The sequence below is a fragment of the Lysinibacillus sp. FSL M8-0355 genome (assembly GCF_038008985.1).
Lineage (GTDB): Bacteria > Bacillota > Bacilli > Bacillales_A > Planococcaceae > Lysinibacillus > Lysinibacillus fusiformis_D.
In genome coordinates this window covers 4,024,053-4,045,493 of sequence record NZ_JBBPAI010000001.1, presented here as the reverse complement: position 1 = coordinate 4,045,493, position 21,441 = coordinate 4,024,053, and the positions used below count along the sequence as shown (strand labels likewise).

At 37.8% G+C, this 21,441-nt stretch carries 21 protein-coding genes and 1 pseudogene; 14 read left to right on the top strand and 8 right to left on the bottom strand.

Going from position 1 to position 21,441, the window contains the following annotated elements:
- Positions 1-894: 894 nt before the first annotated feature.
- The 5 genes from MKY46_RS19740 to MKY46_RS19720 all read left to right on the top strand — a co-directional run bounded on the left by MKY46_RS19740 (position 895) and on the right by MKY46_RS19720 (position 5,313).
- Entirely contained in the window at positions 895-1,437 is a 543-nt protein-coding gene (locus MKY46_RS19740) for a GNAT family N-acetyltransferase (protein ID WP_340835189.1), read from the top strand.
- A gap of 26 nt (positions 1,438-1,463) precedes the next feature.
- Complete coding sequence (locus MKY46_RS19735) at positions 1,464-2,255, top strand: phosphotransferase family protein (protein WP_340835186.1); 792 nt, start codon at positions 1,464-1,466, stop codon at positions 2,253-2,255.
- A gap of 149 nt (positions 2,256-2,404) precedes the next feature.
- The gene (locus tag MKY46_RS19730; protein WP_340835185.1) at positions 2,405-3,436 is read left to right on the top strand and encodes an ABC transporter permease; all 1,032 of its coding nucleotides are present in this window, start codon (positions 2,405-2,407) and stop codon (positions 3,434-3,436) included.
- A gap of 2 nt (positions 3,437-3,438) precedes the next feature.
- Positions 3,439-4,128, top strand: coding sequence for an ABC transporter ATP-binding protein (locus tag MKY46_RS19725; protein ID WP_340835183.1), 690 nt, complete (start codon positions 3,439-3,441; stop codon positions 4,126-4,128).
- Between the two features lie 99 nt (positions 4,129-4,227).
- Positions 4,228-5,313 carry an S-layer homology domain-containing protein gene (locus tag MKY46_RS19720; RefSeq protein ID WP_249646139.1) on the top strand — a complete coding sequence of 362 codons (1,086 nt, stop codon included), beginning with the start codon at positions 4,228-4,230 and terminating at the stop codon, positions 5,311-5,313.
- A 41-nt stretch (positions 5,314-5,354) separates the two neighbouring features.
- Here the strand turns inward: MKY46_RS19720 and MKY46_RS19715 are convergent, their stop codons facing one another.
- A complete protein-coding gene (locus MKY46_RS19715; RefSeq protein ID WP_340835181.1) occupies positions 5,355-6,101 on the bottom strand; it encodes an arylamine N-acetyltransferase family protein in 747 nt (248 codons plus the stop codon).
- A 186-nt stretch (positions 6,102-6,287) separates the two neighbouring features.
- Between MKY46_RS19715 and nagB the strand changes: the two genes are divergently transcribed.
- From nagB to MKY46_RS19700, 3 genes and pseudogenes are all read left to right on the top strand, one after another.
- Entirely contained in the window at positions 6,288-7,001 is a 714-nt protein-coding gene (gene nagB, locus MKY46_RS19710) for a glucosamine-6-phosphate deaminase (RefSeq protein ID WP_249646140.1), read from the top strand.
- 349 nt (positions 7,002-7,350) lie between these two features.
- Positions 7,351-8,256 carry a S66 peptidase family protein gene (locus MKY46_RS19705; RefSeq protein WP_036119268.1) on the top strand — a complete coding sequence of 302 codons (906 nt, stop codon included), beginning with the start codon at positions 7,351-7,353 and terminating at the stop codon, positions 8,254-8,256.
- 6 nt (positions 8,257-8,262) lie between these two features.
- Positions 8,263-8,656, top strand: a pseudogene (locus MKY46_RS19700) (cytidine deaminase).
- Between the two features lie 156 nt (positions 8,657-8,812).
- Here the strand turns inward: MKY46_RS19700 and MKY46_RS19695 are convergent.
- From MKY46_RS19695 to MKY46_RS19685, 3 genes are all read right to left on the bottom strand, one after another.
- Positions 8,813-10,399 carry a catalase gene (locus tag MKY46_RS19695; protein WP_271910948.1) on the bottom strand — a complete coding sequence of 529 codons (1,587 nt, stop codon included), beginning with the start codon at positions 10,397-10,399 and terminating at the stop codon, positions 8,813-8,815.
- A 353-nt stretch (positions 10,400-10,752) separates the two neighbouring features.
- Complete coding sequence (locus MKY46_RS19690) at positions 10,753-11,262, bottom strand: hypothetical protein (RefSeq protein ID WP_036119262.1); 510 nt, start codon at positions 11,260-11,262, stop codon at positions 10,753-10,755.
- A gap of 15 nt (positions 11,263-11,277) precedes the next feature.
- Positions 11,278-11,967 (bottom strand): B3/B4 domain-containing protein, encoded by a 690-nt coding sequence (locus tag MKY46_RS19685; RefSeq protein WP_340812116.1) that lies wholly within the window; start codon positions 11,965-11,967, stop codon positions 11,278-11,280.
- A gap of 59 nt (positions 11,968-12,026) precedes the next feature.
- On the opposite strand from MKY46_RS19685, the gene queG reads away from it, so the two are divergent.
- Positions 12,027-13,157 (top strand): tRNA epoxyqueuosine(34) reductase QueG, encoded by a 1,131-nt coding sequence (gene queG / locus MKY46_RS19680; RefSeq protein ID WP_058844477.1) that lies wholly within the window; start codon positions 12,027-12,029, stop codon positions 13,155-13,157.
- Between the two features lie 331 nt (positions 13,158-13,488).
- The gene (gene trmL, locus MKY46_RS19675; protein ID WP_058844476.1) at positions 13,489-13,962 is read left to right on the top strand and encodes a tRNA (uridine(34)/cytosine(34)/5-carboxymethylaminomethyluridine(34)-2'-O)-methyltransferase TrmL; all 474 of its coding nucleotides are present in this window, start codon (positions 13,489-13,491) and stop codon (positions 13,960-13,962) included.
- Positions 13,963-14,001: 39 nt separating this feature from the next.
- Here the strand turns inward: trmL and MKY46_RS19670 are convergent, their stop codons facing one another.
- Positions 14,002-14,847 carry a VOC family protein gene (locus MKY46_RS19670; protein WP_089934987.1) on the bottom strand — a complete coding sequence of 282 codons (846 nt, stop codon included), beginning with the start codon at positions 14,845-14,847 and terminating at the stop codon, positions 14,002-14,004.
- Positions 14,848-15,238: 391 nt separating this feature from the next.
- Between MKY46_RS19670 and MKY46_RS19665 the strand changes: the two genes are divergently transcribed.
- Together MKY46_RS19665 and MKY46_RS19660 are read left to right on the top strand one after the other, a co-directional pair.
- Positions 15,239-15,412, top strand: a complete 174-nt coding sequence (locus tag MKY46_RS19665) for a hypothetical protein (RefSeq protein WP_170829926.1) — start codon at positions 15,239-15,241, stop codon at positions 15,410-15,412.
- Between the two features lie 79 nt (positions 15,413-15,491).
- Positions 15,492-16,322 carry an aldo/keto reductase gene (locus tag MKY46_RS19660; protein WP_036119032.1) on the top strand — a complete coding sequence of 277 codons (831 nt, stop codon included), beginning with the start codon at positions 15,492-15,494 and terminating at the stop codon, positions 16,320-16,322.
- 604 nt (positions 16,323-16,926) lie between these two features.
- On the opposite strand, the gene MKY46_RS19655 is transcribed toward MKY46_RS19660, so the two are convergent.
- The gene (locus MKY46_RS19655) at positions 16,927-17,766 is read right to left on the bottom strand and encodes an RluA family pseudouridine synthase (RefSeq protein ID WP_340835178.1); all 840 of its coding nucleotides are present in this window, start codon (positions 17,764-17,766) and stop codon (positions 16,927-16,929) included.
- Between the two features lie 54 nt (positions 17,767-17,820).
- On the bottom strand, positions 17,821-18,246 hold the full coding sequence (locus MKY46_RS19650) for a disulfide formation protein C (protein WP_036118605.1): 426 nt from the start codon (positions 18,244-18,246) through the stop codon (positions 17,821-17,823).
- A gap of 188 nt (positions 18,247-18,434) precedes the next feature.
- On the opposite strand from MKY46_RS19650, the gene MKY46_RS19645 reads away from it, so the two are divergent.
- Positions 18,435-19,550, top strand: a complete 1,116-nt coding sequence (locus MKY46_RS19645; RefSeq protein WP_036118602.1) for a GAF domain-containing sensor histidine kinase — start codon at positions 18,435-18,437, stop codon at positions 19,548-19,550.
- Positions 19,551-19,562: 12 nt separating this feature from the next.
- On the top strand, positions 19,563-20,210 hold the full coding sequence (locus MKY46_RS19640; RefSeq protein WP_036118599.1) for a response regulator: 648 nt from the start codon (positions 19,563-19,565) through the stop codon (positions 20,208-20,210).
- A 72-nt stretch (positions 20,211-20,282) separates the two neighbouring features.
- Here the strand turns inward: MKY46_RS19640 and MKY46_RS19635 are convergent, their stop codons facing one another.
- On the bottom strand, positions 20,283-21,404 hold the full coding sequence (locus MKY46_RS19635) for a response regulator (protein ID WP_036118596.1): 1,122 nt from the start codon (positions 21,402-21,404) through the stop codon (positions 20,283-20,285).
- Between the last annotated feature and the right edge of the window lie 37 nt (positions 21,405-21,441).

Here is a 21,441-nt window from a genome sequence, read left to right as displayed (position 1 = left end):
ACTATATTCCTTGTTAGATTGGTTTAAAAGTATATGGACCATAAAAGTTAGCACTAATAATAAATATATGTATTTGGAGACCTCAAACAATAGTATATCGGAATGTGAAGATAGTAGTAAAAAAAGTGGCAATATAATTATCGTCAGTGGAACACAAAATAAGGGAACGAAAAATGCTTGTATTAGAATACAAAATATTTGATCTTTAGGGTTACTCCTATCTGGGAGTACATTCTTAATAAGTGAATCACCAAAAATACAAAAGTATAAAATGAACTTTCTTATACTCACTATTGTTTAACCCCTTCCAAATTAATCTATTATGAAAGATCTGAAAAATAAATCTTAATACTATCAAAGCATTTTAGATATCATTCTTCAACCAAATTTTTTTGGTATAAACCTATTTGAAACTATAGATGGATACTGAAGAGATCAAGTTCATCAGACTGTATAACAATCTATGCTATCCAAATCTATATCGGGGGTTCATTTTGGTAGGAAAGTGCATTTGGGATATATAAATTAGATTACTAACGAAAGTATGTGATTAATAAGGATTAATCACAAATTATTCATTTCATATTTAATAGCTTGATGGGAAAATTATTACAAAAATCACAGAGGAAATATCAACTATAAATGTAGTTGGTCCTAATCTTAAATTTGAAGCAGGAACAATAAAAGCATTTTGTCCAATGAAAAATATACTGGAAAGTATGTTTATAGGAAGGGAAGATTTAATGAGATTGAAGATGAATATGAAGGAGAAAATGGGGAAGTTGTGTTATTTCATTCTAAACCTCGCGTGAATGATTAAAATTTCTTATGCCAAAAGAGGATATTAATACATACATATTGAATAAACAGTAAATACGAAGGTAGGTATGGAATATGATTATAAGGGAAGCAAAATTGTCGGATGCTAAAGGCATAGCAAAAGTTCATGTAGATAGTTGGAAGAATACTTATAAAAATATTCTTCCTACCGAGTATTTAGAAAAATTGTCTTATGAGCAAAGAACAGAATTATGGGTAAGGAACATCTCTAAAGTTGATCATTATGTCTTTGTTGCAGAAAGCGATAATGGGGAAATTATTGGATTTACTGATGGTGGTAAGAGAGCTGAAAATGAAATTGAAGGGTCTGGGGATTTAACATCCATCTACATTTTAGATCAATTTCAGGGTCAAGGAATAGGCAGTAAACTAGTCAATAAATTGTTTACTAAGTTGGAAGCATTAGGCTATGAAAAAATATTTGTTGAGGTTTTAGAGGATAATCAGTCGAAGCGTTTTTATGAGAGATTGGGTGCTAGATTAGAAAAAACGGAAAAGATTAATATAGGAAATAAAGACTTAGACTTATTAATTTATGTGTGGAGTAATATAGATCCTGTTCTTTATCAAACTAAAGGAATAGGAAAGGCTGATTAAAATAAGTAGCATTGGTGGTGAAAATTTTGCATCCCATACAACGAAATGAAATACCTAAAGACATAGTTGAGTATGTTGGAGGAGTTATCCATATTTATTTTCCAAGACAAGGACATACATCGGATGTAGGAATTCTTAATTCTAAAAGAGGAATATTCGTTTTAAAAAGAACAAAAGGAACACAATTTTGTTCCTGGTTAACGAAAGAAGCAACTGTCCTTAAACATTTATCAAAATCTACATTACCAGTTCCAACGTTGCATTATTTTATTGAACAACCATTAGAAAATCAGTCATGGGCTTTAATGGCATATTTAGAAGGTGACACCGTTAGAAGTGCACTAGAAAATGAGATTAAAGAGGAAAACAGACATGAAATAATATTTAATTTTGGAAAGATCCTTTCTGCCATTCATTCAACCCGATGTCCACAAGAGTTAGTAAAAAACACACCATGGATAGACGATATGTTGGGACAAGCTGAGTGTAATTTGAAAAATTTTAAAGTAGATGGCACTCCAAAATTATTAGATAAATTGAAAAGGAAAAAACCAAAAATCATTCAGCAAACATTTATACACGGTGATTTCACAATTGACAATGTTCTTGTACAGAATAGAAAAATTTCAGGAGTTATCGATTGGAGTGCTGGAGCATTAGGTGATCCACGATATGATGTTGCTCTGGCGGTACGCCCTAAACCACATGTATTTGAAACAGAACAAGACGAACAGATATTCTATGAAGGGTACGGCGTTAAGTTAATAGACCAAAATGAATACAATTACTTTAAAAATGGATTATATGAATTTTTTTAAATTAAAAATATTTTAAACCGTTCTATAGGATAAAAACTTCCTTTATAGATCGGTTTTTTATTTTCCCGTTCATTTTTAATGATTAGTTCATGCTCTGTTCATGTAAACATTTTAAGCTATGAGTAATCAAAGAAATGGAGGGGTTAGTAATGAATCTTGCGTGGAAAGAGATAAAGAAGAATAAAGTACGGTTTTTAATCTTAGGCTCCATTATCTTCCTAGTTAGTTTTTTAACGTTTATTATTTCGGGTTTGGCAAATGGTCTATCGCAGGATAATGCAGCTTTAATTAAAGATTTACCGAAAGGACAAATTTACATGGCTGAAGATGCAGAGGGGGCGTTTAATCTTTCGAGAATTGATAGCGACCTTCAACAGGAAGTCATGGGGAAAGAGAAAGAAGCAGTAGCTTTTTCGATTCAAATGGGCTTTTTAAATGATCAAGACGATAAACAGCAGAGTGTTGCCTTTGTTACATCTACCGAGTCCAGATTGTTTCAAAATGTGCATCAAGGGGAGGTACTGTTAGATAGCTCGTTACAGGATAAAGGAATCAAAGTCGGAGATACATTAAAGAATAATCAATACAATGGTGAGTTCATCGTTAAAGGCTTTGTGGAGCAAAAGAAATATAGCCACGCACCTGTCGCTTACATTAGTGAAGAGGCCTATCACGAGATGTATCGTGTAAATGACAAACAGTTAATTTATGTACCAAATAGCGAGCCAAAAGAGTTTAAAGGGCTACAAGCATACAACAATAAAGAATTTCTCAATACAATTCCCAGCTATAGTGCGGAACAGCTATCTTTAAATATGATTATATGGTTCTTAGTTGTCATTAGTGGCATGTTATTCGCCATTTTCTTCTATATGATGAATGTGCAAAAAATTGGTTTGTATGGCATCTTAAAAGCAATTGGTTTAAAAACAAGTAAGTTGTTTAAAATGATCTGGACACAGATGGCTATTATTACAATGATCTCACTTGTCATATCCATTAGCCTTAGCCAGTTATTTAATGTTGTTGCACCTAAGGGAATGCCTTTCACCTTAGCAATTGGCACTACAACACAGTTATCTATTGTGTTTCTTATCATTGGCTTTATCGGAGCTACATTGTCGGGTCTACAAATTAAAAAAATTGAACCGTTACAAGCCATACAACAAGGGGAGGCATAATCATGACATTGTTTACAATTGATGAAGTGCGAAAAACGTTTAAAAATGGTGAAGTGGAGGAGGAAATTTTAAAAGGTATCAATCTTTCGTTAAAAGAGGGGGAGATTACTGCATTGGTAGGTGCGTCTGGTTCAGGGAAAAGTACACTGTTAACGATAGCTGCGGGACTACAGCCAGCAACAGATGGGCAAGTGTTTTTCGAAGAACAAAATCTTACAACGATGAGCACTGAGCAGGTACGGAAATTACGTGCAAGTAAATTTGGCTTTGTCTTTCAGTTTGCGCATCTCGTACCATTTCTGACAGTGGAGGAGCAGCTGCTGTTAATGCTAGATGTTGCTGAGTCTCGGTTAAAGAAGTACGAACAGCAGCATGAAGTGAATCATCTACTACAATTAATTGGAATGGCTCATCGTAAAACGGCTTATCCTTCCTCCTTATCAGGTGGAGAAAAGCAGCGTGTAGCAATCGCACGTGCCATCATTCATCAACCAAAAGTATTGTTTGCTGATGAACCAACAGCTAGTTTAGACTCCCAGCGTTCTAAAGAAATTATGCTGTTGCTAAGAGAATTAACGAAAATATTAAAGATTACAACATTAATGGTGACACATGATGAAGAAATGCTCGCCTATGCTGATCGTATTATTAAAATGAGCGATGGGCTTGTGTTACCAAATGCTATGTACTAATTGGAACTACCACAATCATATCTTTTATGGTTGTGGTATTTTCATATGAAGAGTAAAAATTGACTTAGATGGGTAAAGAATCGAAGGAGGAGGGATAATGTGAAGAACCTATTGAAAATTATATGTTTAATCCTGATAACTGTTTGTCTATTACCTAAGGAAGTACGGGCAGCAAGCTTTAAAGATTTAACTGATGAGACATTATCAACAGAAATTGATTATTTAGTAGAGCAGGATATTGTGAGGGGGTATTCAAATACTCTGTTCAAGCCGAACGAAAAAGTTACGAAAGCACAGGTTGCTGTGATGTTAACTCGTGCTCTAGGATTAAATACAATCAATATAAAAAATCCTAATTTTCAGGATGTAACGACTGCGCATAAGTATTATAAAGAAATTGCTGCGGTACAAAATGCGGGCATTTTTAATGCAGTCGATAAATTCCATCCAGATGCAATGATTACAAGAGGACAAATGGCTATTGTACTGCACAGAGCCTTTCAATTAAAGGGCTCAGATCCTTATTATTTTTCGGATGTAACGGAGCAGACACCAGGCTATAAAGAGATTTTAACATTGGCTCATAATCATTTAATAAGAGGTTATGAGGATGGAGCATTTAAACCAAATGAGCCTGTTACACGTGCTCACTTTTCAGCATTTTTGGCACGAGCGATGACTCTGACTAAGCCTGATTTGCTAAAAGATCCTGCTTTTGTTTATACGTATGCTCATTATTCTTTAAGTGATAATCAACGCTATACGTTAAACTATCAATATGACCATCATGACGGTAAAAATGATGTATGGACAGTCCAAAATGTAAGTACAGCACAAACATTTCCTAATGAACTGTTATATGGACATGACCGTATATATGGTCAAGCTATTGCTAGTGATGCTACCACACATTATGATTTGTATTTGGAACTACCACTTAGAATAGGTGTCATTTTACATGAGGATGACGAGGGAGTGACGTCTGGTGTACGAGTGACAGTTAAAACGACTAACGGTACTGTGCGAGCTGGTGAGGTTCAATATACAGGTGTCGTGATACTTGAAGAAAGATCCATCTATAGTGATGTGGTGAAAACTTATTATTTTGTAGATGGAATTGGTTTAGTGAAAGAGCTACACAATGACATTGTTGTGTTAGAGTTATTAAATCGTACAATGAAATAAATTGAAAGCAAGCCTCTTTTTGAAGTGGGCTTGCTTTGTTGTTAGTTTTGTAATGTAATATGAAAAAAACGCTGAAGAGCTTGCAGCCATTCTTTGTCATTGTGTGTAGTATAAATTGTTAAGGATGAACCTTCATAGATTCTAAATTCGTTGTTCATCATGGTATGACGTCCACGAGTAGTGCGAATCATAGCAATTTTATTTTTTTGCTGCGAGAGTCGAGGTGCAAATTTTGCCTCATTTGCATCATCATGAAAACTATAAAGCAAACGCCAATTTTGTTTTGTTTGTTCAAACAGCATCCAACCATTTGCTTCATCTCGTTCTATTTTATATAACTCTTGGCCTTCACGATGTTGATGTCCTGCAATCAATGGTACTGGCTTACAGGGTGCTAAAGCACCTACTCCTACATCTGAGATATAGGTCTGTCCACCCTCATTTATTAATAAAAGCTGGTGCATAGGAATCTCCTCTGTAGGTGTATCTTCTGCCACGTTACGCCAAAACTGCGCATATCGATTCGTAACAGAGAATCCAAGTTCCCGCAAGAGCCAGCTAAATAAGATATTGAGTTCAAAGCAATTGCCACCACGTCGTTCAACCATTATTTTTTGATATAAATCAGGGATAGCGAAGGAGATACCACGGTTCAAGGTAACATCTAAATTTTCATAGGGAATGGTCAATAGATGTTTCGTTTGTAGTTGTCCAAGTAGTTGTATAGTTGGCTCTAAAGATCCTTGAAATTGAATATGCTGTAAATAGTGATGAATCTGAGAATTCATAAAATCGCCTCACTTCCTTATTAATAACATAACCGAAATAGTCTAAGATTACACGCATAAACTGAAGGAGGAAATGATAGAAAAATAGCTAAATAACTAGTAAGATTAATATATTAGCTACTATAAAGTGAAATATTTTACATATTAGTTAATAATATTGAGGGTAAGGTAGGTATCGTAATTACTATGAAGTGGATAGAAGTAAATACATATGAGGAAATGAGCGAAGTTGCAGCTCATATTTTCTCCAAGCAAATACAAGAGAAACCTAATAGTATTTTAGGGTTAGCAACGGGTGGATCACCTGTTGGTATGTATAAGAAATTAGTGGCGAGACATCAGGCAGGTCATCTATCTTTTAAGGATGTTCAAACTTTTAACTTGGATGAGTATGTAGGTCTTGAGCAAACAAGCCCAGCAAGCTATTGGACTTTCATGCATAAGAATTTATTTAATTTTGTAGATATACAAGAAGAAAATATACATTTGCCAAATGGCAAGGCAGCCGACTTAGCTACCGAATGTCTTGCATATGATAGACGTATTGAGGAAGCAGGAGGCATTGATTTACAGCTGCTTGGAATCGGTGTGAATGGTCACATAGGCTTTAACGAACCCGGCACTTCGTTTGATTCTATGACTAATATAGTTGAGTTAACAGAGTCCACAAGAACAGAAAACGCTATTTACTTTGATGACCCTTCTGAAGTGCCCACACATGCGATTACGATGGGCATTCAATCCATTATGAAGGCAAAGGAAATCGTCCTTATTGCCTTTGGAGAGAAGAAGTTGGATGCAATGGAAAAATTGAAGAGTGGTCATGTGACGGAAGATTTCCCAGCAAGTCAATTATTAAACCATCCTAATGTTACGATTATTTATGGTGGAACAAACTAACAAGAATAAGCAAGGACTTCTTATAGTGGAAGTCTTTGCTTATTTGTTTTTCCGGTAGGATAATTTTCATCGAAAAAAATAAATATTCACCTTGTTCGCACCAAACAGTATGACACTGTTATTCCAGCAAAAAAGCAACGATAGAAGCAAAAATACCAGCAATCGTTGCTGTCTATTTCCAAGGAATAAAGTTTGTGCTAGATAGTGTGTCTGGAAGGTAACTCTATGGCGAGATTATCATAAAGCGATAACTTCTAATATTATGGTTTATTTTAGGCATGAAGCATCGCAATAATCAATGCTCCCATAGTATGGCTATGCTAAAATAAGGAAAAGAGGAGTGATTGCGTTGAAAAGTACAGTACCGTATCTACAAAAAGGTGATTTAGTTGGTGTTATTGCCCTTTCAAGTCTTGTAGAGCCTGAAAAGTTAGGAGATGCATTAGCTTTTTTGGACGAATTGGGGCTTCGCTATATTGTAGGTGATACGATTCATGCTAAACATGATTATTTAGCTGGAGATGACGAGACCAGGTTAGGTGATCTGCATGAAATGGTGAAAAACCCTGAAGTGAAAGCGATCTTTTGTGCCAAGGGAGGCTATGGCTCTGCACGAATTGCTGAAAAAGTTGATTATACTTTATTAGAGGAAAACCCTAAAATTTTTTGGGGCTTTTCAGATCTGACATATTTACATTGTGCCATCAATGAATATGCCAACCTAGTGACATTTCATGGCCCTCTGCTTATGGCAGCTAGTAAGATGGATGACTTATCAAAGAAAATGTTTTTACAATTATTTTCCCCGATGGAAATTCAGTATACAGAGGCGATTTCTCCTTTAACAACAATTGCTGGGGGTGTTGCAAGAGGTGAAATTATCGGAGGCAATCTCTATCGTCTTGTCAGCACATTAGGAACCAAATTTGAAGTGCGTACTGAAGGTCGAATTTTATTGATAGAAGAACTAGGTGAAACGATTCCAGGAATTGATTCGATGCTTCAGCAATTAAAACAGGCTAGGAAGTTAGAACAGTTAGCAGGTGTAATCATTGGCTCATTCACACAGACAGGAGCTGATGAAGCGGCATTGCATCTGTTGATGAAGGAGTATTTTGCTGAATTGGGCATTCCGGTTGTGGCTGGCTTTAAGATTGGGCATGAAACGACGAATATTGCCATTCCACTAGGAGTGGATGCTATTTTAGACGCCGAGGAAAAGGTATTGAAAATATTACCTGGCGTACATAAATGATGTAGGATGGATATTGAAAAAACACTATATGAATCGGCAGTAGCATTAGCAGAAAAAAGATATCCCTCTGGCTGGGGAGGAACTGCAACTTTGTATACTGAAGATGGGCGGATTTTAACAAGTATCGCACCAGAGGTCATGAATGCCAGCTACTGAATTATGTATGGGAACGGGAGCTATTCTAGAGGCCCATCAATTCAATACAAAGGTTACACATTCAATTTGTGTTGCTCGAGAAAGTGAAAAATCAGAACTTACACCATGCGGGGTCTGTCAGGAAAGACTTTTCTATTGAGGAGAGAATGTGAAAGCTGCGATTACGAATGCAAATGGTGAATTAGTATTTAAGTTATTAAAAGAAATTCAACCCTATCATTGGTATAAGGCTTATGAGCAATAATACAAAAAGAGGCTTATACATAATTAATTTGGCTATTATGAAAGTCAGATAATTTTAAGACAAAAAGCAAACCCGAGCTACTACAAAACACTAAAGGAATGTTTCGTAAAATAGATCGGGTTTTCATTGGTTTGTCCCAGCCAATTTTTAACTTAGTTAATATGGCTCGGCATCATGACCTTTATTGATAGCATCTTGAGGTGCTTGATCGCCATCGATATTGCCAAGTGGTTTAGAAGCGGAGGCGTTTTTTCGTGCCTTATGCAAACCTTCTTTGAGTAAACGACCATATTCTTCATCCGCTTCCTCTGCTAGCGCAATCATTGCATTTTGAATATCCTCGTGACAGACTGATAAATCGCGTATTAAGTTTTCAAGAAGTTCATTTCGCTCCCACTGCTCAAAGCTACGGTAAGTTTCGCCAGCTTGCTTAGTATTGCTTTGACGATCGATTGATTCACGAACAAGATTTCCCTCTACATAGGGTGTATGTTCTTTCCCAGCTTGTGTCGCTTCCTTTAAACCATTGAGCATAGATGGCTCATAATTTATATGTGGATTTTGACCGGGTGCTAAATCACGTTTATACATCATTTGCCCACCATGTTGATTGGTAGCAACACGCTTTTTAGGCGCATTAATCGGTAGCTGTAGATAGTTAGCTCCTACACGATGACGCTGTGTATCAGAGTAAGAGAAAGTACGACCTTGCAGCATTTTATCATCAGAAAAGTCTAAGCCATCAACCAGTACCCCTGTGCCGAATGCGGCCTGTTCCACCTCAGCAAAATAATCCTCAGGATTTTTGTTTAATACCATTTTGCCAACTGCATACCATGGGAATTGATCGTTTGGCCAAAGCTTTGTATCATCCAATGGATCAAAATCAAGCTCAGGATGTGGACCATCCTCCATTATTTGAACATGTAGCTCCCATTCAGGATATTCACCACGATCGATGGCATCATATAAATCTTGAGTGGCATGATTGAAATTTTTCTGTTGGATTTCTTCTGCTTCTTTTTGTGTTAAATTTTTAATGCCTTGTAGTGGTTCCCAGTGATATTTGACAAGAACCGCATTCCCTTCATCATTAACCCATTTATACGTATTGACCCCAGAGCCTTGCATCATACGATAATTAGCTGGAATCCCCCAAGGTGAGTAGACAAAAGTGACCATATGGAAGGTTTCTGGAGAGCTAGCACAAAAGTCAAAGAAACGTTCGACGCTCTGAATATTAGTAATAGGATCTGGCTTAAAAGCATGGATCATGTCTGGGAATTTCATGGCATCACGAATAAAGAAGATTTTTAAATTATTGCCCACTAAATCCCAGTTGCCATCCTCTGTATAAAATTTGACTGCAAAGCCTCGTGGATCACGTAAAGTTTCAGGGGAGTGACCGCCGTGTATCACAGTTGAAAAACGCACCAAGACAGGCGTTTTCTTCCCTTTATCCTGAAAGACTTTTGCACGTGTATACTTTGAAATTGGATCATTACCCACAACACCATAAGTTTCAAAATAACCATGTGCACCAGCACCACGAGCATGGACCACTCGTTCAGGAACTCTCTCTCGGTCAAAGTGACTCATCTTTTCTAGAAAATCATAATTTTCAAGTGTTGCAGGACCACGATTACTGATTGTTCGTAAATTTTGATTGTTGGTAATCGGATGGCCCTGTCGATTTGTTAAGGTTGTATCTTGCTCATGTGTTGAATCATTTTGCTGTGTCATAGTATGACCCCTTTCCTATAGATACTTCCATTTTGTCCTTGAATGGGGCAAACTAGACATTCGAATTCATCGACATTTAAACTTGGCATCAATATGCCATGATTTACCGTTTATGTCCTTAAAAAAATGCTCAATCTACATAAAAAGGCTCTCCATACATAAATGTAGGAGAGCCATGGATGGCGTTTTCAAACGGAATCAAGTTGGTTGAGTATGGCTTTTGCCTATAGTTGGTCATTAGTCATCGGTCATACAGTAACAGGTAACTTGTTATTGGTTTGAGGCAAGTTAGCTCAAAAGCTGAATTTGAAAACAGCACATCCAACTCGGTTTGGAGTCTCACCGCCCCGAGATTAGAAATAACGAGAATCGTCAAAGTTAATTTGTATACTATAATTTTTTGAATTAATAAGATTGGATAGTTTATGCGCATCTTTTTCGAGTTGAATTGCTCGTTCTCGATATGCATCAGGCTCATACAAAGTGATTTCGTATAACATTGCATTTTCACCATAGCCGAATCGGACACTTTCTTTTTCACGCATACTAAATTCTTTACACAATTCAGCCTCGGCACGGAGCTGTGTCGCCAATTCGATGGCTTCTACTAGTGCTAACTTTTCACCTTTAAAATCGACTGTGTTTTGAATGTTCGCTTCATATACTAAACGGTCTAGCGTACGTGCATCGAGACGAATTTGTGCTAGGTCAGCCTCAATAAGGGGGAGAGCGCGATTACTTGTTTTAGGAGCTTGTCCTTTTTCTACTGTCACAACAGCACTACGATGTAGTTCACTAACAAGCTCTTGAGTTTTCTTCCCTAAAATACTTTTTAGTTTAACTGCTTCTGCAAGATTAATCATGAAAACACGTCCTTTTTATAGTGTAGTAGATGGCGCATTATTTGACAAAAGTGCGGTTTGATAATGACCGCCATGGATTTGATTAAACATTTTTCCTGCTGACGCAAGAAGTTCGTTTGCTGCTTCAGTTGTTAACGATGGTCGGAGATAAAATATATGTAATGCCTCAGTCGTTTCCTCTGTAACAGCTGTGCGTTTAGAATCGACAAAAGGTGAGCCAAATGCTCCTACTTCATCACGACTATATAGAATATTTGTTAATGTATTCAATCGCCCATTTAAACCTTCGTAACTAATTTCATCATGACCAAGAGCAATTTCCACAGACCCTTTGATTGGAGCGACATCATACAGCCCAATTGGCATTTCGTATTGGAGAGAAAAGAAATTATTTAAATCAACACCTGAATGAAGTGGTGTTAAATAGTTTTGCTTACTAATTCGACGCATTAGGCTTTCTGCTGAATGACGGTAACGGTTTGGATCAGCACCAAGCTTTTTCCATAGCTGTCTCCATTCTGCGATACCCTCACGCTGTGTCACGGGTTGTTCTTGCATTTCTAGAAAGAGATTTTCCTGATACAATTGCATACGTCCTTTAATCATTTGAGGGGATTCTGCTACGACAATTTTGGTATAATGAATAATGCCGATTTTTAGCTCGGGATGTTGTGCTAATAGAGATTGGTTAATGGAAATTTCCAATGAACATCACCTACTTTATCTATTTCTATTATTGTACCATGTAAGGAGTTGGAAATAAAATGAACATACATGACCTACAACGTGACTTTGTGGCATATGCGATGTCCATTGGCGTTGATAAAATAGGTTTTACAACAGCAGCTCCCTTTACAGAACTAAAGAACAGATTGCGTCGCCAGCAGGAGCTAGGCTACCAGTCTGGTTTTGAAGAAAGTAATATTGAAAAACGTACCGAACCCCTTCAATTATTAAATGAAGCAGAGAGCATTGTAGCGATAGCTGTTGCCTATCCTTCGCGTATGCAAAATGCACCAGTTGGTAAAAAAGGTGCAAGGCGTGGAATTTTTTGTCGAGCTTCATGGGGTGTCGATTATCATACAGCAATACGTGAACGTTTGAAGTTATTATCTGCTTGGCTTGAGGAACACGTCGAGGGTGTGCGAATTGAATCGATGGTAGATACGGGAGCACTTGTAGATCGAGCCGTAGCAGAACGTGCAGGCATTGGCTGGAGTGGGAAAAATTGTTCCATTATAACGCCTGAATTTGGCTCTTATGTGTATTTGGGAGAGCTCATCACAAATATCCCTTTTGCGCCAGATAAGCCAATGGAGGATGAATGTGGAGATTGTCGATTGTGCTTGGATGTTTGTCCGACTGGCGCCTTAATCCAAGGGGGACAACTGAATGCACAGCGCTGTATTGCCTTTCTGACCCAAACAAAGGGATTACTGCCTGATGAGTTCCGAAATCATATCGGCAATCGTCTTTATGGCTGTGATACATGCCAGACAGTATGTCCTAAAAATAAAGGGAAAATTAATTGGATGCATGAAGAATTTATGCCAGATCCAGAGCTTGCCAAGCCATTATTGACTCCTCTTTTAACGATTTCTAATCGAGAATTTAAGGCCAAGTTTGGTCATGTCTCAGGCTCTTGGCGTGGGAAAAAGCCTATCCAGCGTAATGCCATTTTAGCACTCGCTCATTTTAAAGAAGAAGCCGCCATACCAGATTTAATCGATGTTCTTCAAAAAGATGAACGTCCTGTCATTCGTGGCACAGCTGCATGGGCTTTAGGCAAGATAGGTGGAGAAATAGCCCAATCTGCTTTACATGAAGCGGAAGTTACAGAACAGGATGAAGAAGTACTCAGTGAAATTCATAAAGGGTTGCAGTTTTTCCAATAAGTTGAGTCAGGGGCAATTGATTTACTTGCTTTCCATTAGAGGGTAAAATAAGTCTCTCGAATTGTCGGAGGAGTGACTCTAGTTTGAGCGGAGGGTGCTCCAAAAGGTTGGGGTTTCGTTCATAAAGGAAGTCGGTTCGCTCTAAAAGAGCCGTGCCTGCTCATAATATGTGGAAAAGTCGCTCCCAAAGAACTATGGCCCGCTTACCAAGAGGGAAAACCGACTCAAAAGAACTGAGTCTCATTTTATCCGAGGGGCTACTCATTCTAAAAAAATCTGGCTCTGTTCAAGAGCCTGCTGAAAGAAATTTTGAATAAGGAAGTGTGTCGTTATGCCATTGCATATCGTTTTATATCAACCAGAAATTCCAGCTAATACAGGGAATATTGCTCGTACTTGTGCTGGTACGAATACATCGTTACATTTAATTCGTCCACTAGGTTTTTCGACGGACGATAAAATGTTGAAACGAGCAGGCTTAGATTATTGGCATAGTGTGAATATTGTCTATCATGATTCACTGGATGATTTTATAGAGCATTCTAAAAATGGAGATGTTTATTTAATCGAAACGTATAGTGATGAGCCGTTTACGACGCATGATTTTAGTGATCAAGATCGAGATATTTATTTTATGTTTGGAAAAGAAACGACAGGGTTGCCAAAGGACTTTGCATATGATCGACGAGATATGTGCTTGCGTATTCCGCAAAGTGATCATATACGTTCACTCAATTTGTCTAATACGGCTGCCATTGTCATTTATGAGGCATTACGACAACAAGGCTATCCAGGTTTACATTAAAAAGGCAGTTCTCCGCATGTGAGAACTGCCTTTTTAATACTAAAACTTCAATAACACAACATTACCAGCAGGGTCTTCTGTTTGGAATCCACCAGCAATTTCTATGACTGGTGCACCCATTACACGAAGGTTTCCTTTCATAGTGGCTGCTTGTTCTTCGTTATCTAGTCGCAAGGAGAATGTTTTCAAACCCACTTGATTTTGGCCAAGCTTTGGAGCATTTTCTGAGTGCCACGTGTTTAAACCGATATGATGATGATAACGACCTGTCGAAATGAATAGTGCTTGGGAACCATAGCGTGTGACAATCTCAAAACCTAAGCCTTTAGTATAAAAATGCTCAGCTTCTGCTAAGTTGGAGACAGATAAATGAATATGACCCATCACTGTACCAGCAGGAAGTCCATTCCAATTTCCATCTCCTTCTTCTAAAATAGAACGGATATTGAGTGGTTCTGTCACCATATGCACGTAATCATTATGCCATGTCCATTCGCTTTCATCACGATCCACATACACCTCAATACCGTTATGGTCAGGATCATTTAAATAGAGTGCTTCACTGACAGCGTGATCAGAAGCCCCAAGGTGTACACCTTTGTCGTGAAAATGAGTAATGACATTGGCTAGGTCACGGCGAGTTGGCAATAATAAGGCGAAGTGATAAAGCCCTGTCGTCATGCTTCGCTTTTCTTCCACTGCTTCAGGCTGAACAATGGTTAAAAGAGCAGTTTCTCCATCGGTAGTCAACGTAGCTTTATGTGATTCTTGCTGTAAAATTTTAAAGCCTATTATTTCTTGATAAAAGGTTAAAGAGCGTTGGAGATCGCTTACTTTTATTTCAACATTCGTTACATAGGTGTTAGGTTTTTCATGGAAATGCATATAGGATACCTCCAAATAGTTATCTTTTTTTATTAAGTTACTTTATGTAAGTTAGTTTATTTTAAAAACAAAGGAAAGTCAAGTATTTCTGTTGTTCTACAAAAAAAAGAAAATCACTAAGCCTTGCAAAATGCTTAGTGATTTTCTTGAGCTATTATTTGTCTGCTTTGTAGTCGCCTTCGTATCCAGCGGTAAAAATAGCTGTTAAGAAAGCAACTGTTACACCAATGATTAATAATAATTTCATGGAAGTACCCTCCTCATGTTCTAAAGACATCTCTTTTTAGTATAGCCTATCTATTATAAAAATGAAACGACATAGCGGAATAAAATATGTCAGAAATGGTTCAAACATCTCGATATCGGGAAAACTATAAATGAGGTGATCATTATGGAAAAAAAAGTGCCAAACATTGAAAATGGTTCAATGGCTAGAGATATGAAAGAATTAAAAGATTTGGGGAAACAGATGGAGCATTTACGAGATGGTCTTGAACTGGCAGAGGATGAACGTATTGCTGACCCCATACAATTGGAGGAGGATACGGAAATCGAGAAAAAGTAAGGTTTAAAACAGCTGCTTTATTTTTCTTAAATCCAATTTTTTGTATAATGGTACTAGGAAAAGAAAGGAGTTGTGCTTCTTGCATTTACAATCAACGAAAACATTATCAAATGGTGTAGAAATGCCTTGCTTTGGTTTAGGTGTTTATAAAATGACCGAACGTGAAGAAACATTACAGGCTATTGATAAAGCACTTAAATTTGGTTATCGAGCTATTGATACAGCATCGTTATATGGCAATGAGGTAGAGGTAGGAGAAGCGATTCGTCATTCAGGCATTCAACGTGAAGATATATTTGTTACGACAAAAGTGTGGAATAATGACCAAGGATATGATGCCACATTACGCGCTTTTGAGGTTTCATTAAAGAAATTAAATATAGATTACCTAGATTTATATTTAACCCATTGGGCTGTCCCAGAAACTTTTGAAGAAACCTATCGAGCAATTGAACGTCTATACGATGAAAAATTAATTCGAGCGACAGGTGTATCGAATCACCATGAGCATCATTTAGAAAAAATACTGGCAAAGGCAAATACGGCTCCGATGGTCAATCAAGTGGAGTTACATCCTTATTTACAGCAACTCCCATTACGCGCATTTTGCAGTGAACATCAAATTGCTGTTACTGCATGGTCACCGCTAGGGCGCGGAGGCGTACTTACTGACCCTACAATAGTGGAAATAGGGCAAGAAATCGGAAAGACGGCTGCTCAAGTAGTGTTACGTTGGCATTTACAAAACAATACATTGGTTATTCCTAAATCAGTGACACCAAGTCGAATCGAGGAAAACGCACAGATTTTTGACTTTGAATTAACACAAGCCCAGATGGAGAAAATGGCTACATTAAATCGAAATCAACGATTTGGGCAAGATCCTGATCATTTCAAATTTGATTTTTAGGAAATAAGTAAATCCCGCTCTCAAATAGAGGGCGGGATTTCATGTTGTTGAAAAAAGGTAATGTCAACGGCATAATAAGCAATTTTGTAAGGCGAGGGGTTGATTTCCGTTCCGCCAGCGTCCTTTCCAGGGGGCGTCTGATGAGCCGCTTCACTCACTGCGTTCGCTCCAGGGTCTCCGCTGTGACGCTAAATCCCCTAGGAGTGACGCTGGCTCCACTCCAATCAACCATTCTGCAAAAGTGTCTTTTCCTGAACAAAATAGCCCATTATTTATAGTATAAGAGAGGATAGCCTCTTACTTTCAATGTGGAGAAGTGATGTGTGCCAACACCCCACCATAAAAGAGTAGTGAATACCTTCACTTTTTTGCTAAAAAGTGAACATTTTTATTTTATGGATTGGAGTGGAAGGCTACTTGACTCCCGTGGGAATAGCGAGACAGGCGAGCCCCTGCACGGAGGAAGCGGCTCGGCGCTCGCCCACAGGAAAGCAAGTAGCCTGCAACGGAAATCCTTTTTCACCTTTCACATAAATTCTATGGATGGTTTTGTTTTTCAACACTATGAAATCCCGCTCTCAAATAGAGGGCGGGATTTTTTTACTTACTGCTCGTCCTTGACGGTAATTCGTTTATTTAAAAATGGATGTTCAAATTCTAATTGAATCGCATGGAGCTCGTAGTCATCATTTGCTGTTTCTCGTGCGCCATACATTGTATCACCAATAATTGGATGGCCGATATAGGCTAAATGAACACGAATTTGATGCGTTCGTCCAGTTTCAAGAATGAGGTGGACAACACAGGAATTTTTGTAGCGGGCCACCACTTCATAGTGAGTTACGGCATGCTGTCCCGTTTTGGATACAACCCGTCTTGTCGCATGATGGCGGTCCTTTCCAATTGGTTCAGCAATCGTTCCTGATGATGTACGTAAATTACCCTGTACCTCTGCGGCGTACGTACGAATAATGGATTTTTCCTCAATCATTCGATCAAAAATAGACTTTGCTAATGGGTGTTTTGCTACAAGTAATAAACCTTGTGTCCCTTTATCAAGACGATGAACATGCTCGGCGTATACACCACCTTGTTCTTTAATATGTGCCATAACATGGTTCATACAAGTATGTGTATCACGAGCATCATTCGGATGTGTTGCCATGCCCTTTGGCTTGGAGACGATTAAACAATGTTCATCTTCATAGACTACATCAATAGCACAAACAGGTGTTGGTTTGTAGTTAGATGTCGGAATAGGAAATGTAAATTTTATAATTGTCCCTGCCTGTAAAGGTGTATTCCATTGAACCAGCTCATCGTTTGTCAAAGTGATTGCTTTAGCCATACGTAATTCATGGACTAGCTTTTTGCCAAGTCGCCATTGATTGCGTAACAGCTCTTCAACATGTAAGTTATCTTCAGTTATTTCATAATGAAACATAGATCTTCCTCCGTAGAAAAGACCGCATTCCATTGGTAGAACACGGTCTCTCGATTATTTTGCAGCTTTTGAAGCTTTTATTAAATAGAAGCTTGCCCCTGCGATTAAAATAAATGCAGTTAATGCTAAAAACGGAATAGTAATAAAGCCTAGCCAGTTAATATATTGTCCTGTGCAAGAAACCGCGCCGCAGGAAGGGGCATTGTCAGCTAAAAAACTTAGCTTTTGAATTCCGTAATGGTAAAGTGATATACAGCCTCCAATCACAGAAAACACAGCTGTTGTGACAGCGATACGCGCATTTTTTTGGATCAATGCTACTGTCGTCATAATGACGATTGGGTACATAAAAATACGTTGAATCCAACACAATTTACAAGGTTCATAGTGACGAATTTCAGAAAAGTATAATGAACCTAGTGTCGCTACAGCAGACACTATCCATATAAATAATAAGCCATTTTCCTCTTTTTTAGACATATCCATTCTTCCCTTCATAAAACCATGTACTTGTTCGATTATAGTTGTTCTAGTTTTATATGTAAATCAACTTACACAAAATAAGGTATGTTATGAATTTCAGTCTAAAGTATGAACGACTCAAGCAGACGTCTCCAATCCCTTAATGGTATCATTAACAGTAGTAATGCTAAAGAAGAGGTGTTTTCGTGAGGGAGAATGAGCATTCCAATATTAGTATTTTAAAGGAAATTGCTGAACTATTAAATGAAGAAACTGAAATTGTCACAATGCTAAAAGGTGCACTCATCAAATTTTTAAATGGCACTAAATTTGAAACAGGCTGGATTTTTTTTATTGATGCAAAGGGACGCTCAGAGCTTGTTGTCCATGAAAATCTACCAGAGGCATTGGAATTTAATAATTGTCATTATTTAAACAAGGGTGGCTGTTGGTGCGTCTCCCGTTATCGCAATGAAGAGCTAAAAAAAGCCTCCAATATAATTGAGTGTCAACGAATTGAAAGTGCCATTGCAGCAAATGTTGGCGATCATGAAGGAATTACACATCATGCCACGGTACCCCTTCAATCTGGACAAGAACGTTTTGGTGTATTAAATGTTGCATCCAAGGACACGGTACGCTTTTCAGAGGAGGATCTAGCTTTATTAGAATCCGTTGCTTTTCAGATGGGTTCAGCTATTAAGCGAATTTTACTGACAAAGCAGGAGCAAGAAATGGCACTTGTGAAGGAGCGTAACCGTCTAGCACGTGACCTACATGATTCCGTTAATCAACTACTATTTTCTGTTACGTTGACAGCGAGAGCTGGTATTGAGATGACGGATGATTGTGATGTGAAAGAAACATTTAAAGAGATCCAGCATTTAACACAAGATGCACTAACAGAAATGCGTGCGCTGATTTGGCAATTGCGACCGAAGGGATTAGAAAATGGTTTACTTGAAGCCATTAAAGTATACGCTGAAATGCTTGGCTTAAAGCTACATGTTATGGTTTCAGGTGTACTGCAATTCCCCTCTCGTATTGAAGAAACATTATTTCGTGTAGCACAAGAGGCGCTCAATAATGTGCGTCGTCATGCAGGGGTGCTAGAAGCAGCCTTGTATATTACGGTTACATCAACAGATATTTTATTGGTGATTCGAGATGAGGGACGAGGCTTTGTCATCGACAATAATACAAAGCTGCTTTCAATGGGCTTACAATCCATCAAGGATCGTGCAAAATCAGTAGGTGGCACTGCTGACTGGGTAAGTGAAATTGGCAAAGGTACGGAGCTGCTCATCCGCTTGCCATATTAAGGGGGAGAGAACATGATACGTGTATTAATTGCAGACGATCATCATGTGGTGCGTCGAGGACTATTGTTTTTTTTAAAGACACAAAAGGATATTGAGGTTGTGGGAGAGGCGAAAAATGGGCATGAAGCTGTATCATTAGCAGAAAGCATTCAACCAGATATTATCTTAATGGATTTAGTGATGCCTGAGATGGACGGCATTCAGGCAACAAAACGCATCAAAGCAAAATTTCCACAAATAGAAATTCTAATGCTGACTAGTTTTTCGGATCGAGATCATGTAGTTCCAGCAATGGAGGCGGGAGCAGCAGGCTATCAGTTAAAAGATATTGAGCCAGATGAATTGGTCTTATCCATTCGTCGTATTATGCGTGGCGAAAATACATTGCATCCAGAAGCAACGACAACGCTTGAAATGGATCGTCAAGAGTCACAAAATGCACCACATTTATTAAATCCACTAACACCTCGTGAACAAGATGTGCTTGCAGAGCTGACAAAAGGAAAGAGTAATCGAGAAATTGCATCCTCACTTTTTGTCACAGAAAAAACAGTGAAAACGCATATTTCCAATATCTTTACAAAGCTACAAGTGCAAGACCGTACACAAGCAGCACTATATGCGGTGAAGCATGGTCTAACAGAGGGTAGCGGTATTTAAACATGTTTCAAAATACGTACAAAAATATAAGGCGAGCTACTACAAAACAAAGTAGTACTCGCCGTTTTTACATTATTTATATTGAACAAATAATTTTTGGGAAATCTCTAATAAGGTAGCACTTGGTGTCAGTGCTAAATCTTCCTGAAGCTTTTGTTTATATGTTTGAAAAATTTTATAAGCTTGTTCGTGAAGCCCTGCCTGAGTCAACGTGTATAAATAATGTTCAAGCTTTTGTTCATTGTAAGGGTCATACTCAAATAAAGCATGTAGAAATTCAAGAGCCTTCTCAGTATCAGAAAGAAACGTTGTTTGAAACCCCTTCTCTAATAACTCTATGTATGATTTCGTTAATCTATCTTTAGCGGCAGTTGACCACTCATAATCATCGAATACAAAGAGGCCATTTTTATAAATAGAAAGACATTGATTAATCAAAGATATGGAGGGAAACTCCAAGCGTGAAAAATCTTCATGAAGTTTTTGAAAATCATATAGATCACACACAATAGTTGGTTTCTCAAAGATATAGTATTTATTTGAAAAGACGATACAGTTTTCATAGCCGATCATATTCAAAGTCTTTCTTAAATAAGAAAGAGCGGTATGGAGATTAGATTTAGCTCGTACATAGTCTAAATCTGGCCATAGGATTTCAATTAAGTAATCCCGATGAATCGGTATGTTTGGGTGCAAAATAAAGTAAGCAAATAATTCCTTCGTCTTTTCTGTTTTAAAAGCCACTAAGCTATTATTGCTATAGACTGCGAATTGATCAAAGCATTGTACGTTTAACACAGTTTGCGTAGCTTGCTGAAGCATTTGCTGAATAGAATATTCATGCTCAATGCGAGCTACCGTTTTTTCTAAACGAGCAGGACTGATAGGCTTTAATAAATAGTCCAGACCACCAATCTCATAGGCTTGTAACGCAAATTCATGATAGGAGGTAATAAAAATTACGCTCACTTGTGGACGTTCCGTTTTGATAATATCAGCTACTTCAAGTCCAGATAATTCTTGGAGTTTTACCTCTAAAAAGATAACCTCAAACTCTAAATTAGGCAGCTCATTCAGAAAAACTTCGACACTTGTAAAGGTTTGAATAACCTGTATTTGTTGAAAGGCATGTAGTTTATTTTGAAAATAGTGTAAAGCTAAAGGTTCATTGTCTATTAAAACGGCTCGAATCATATCAAACTCTCCTTTTTACAATTAAATTGATAACGAT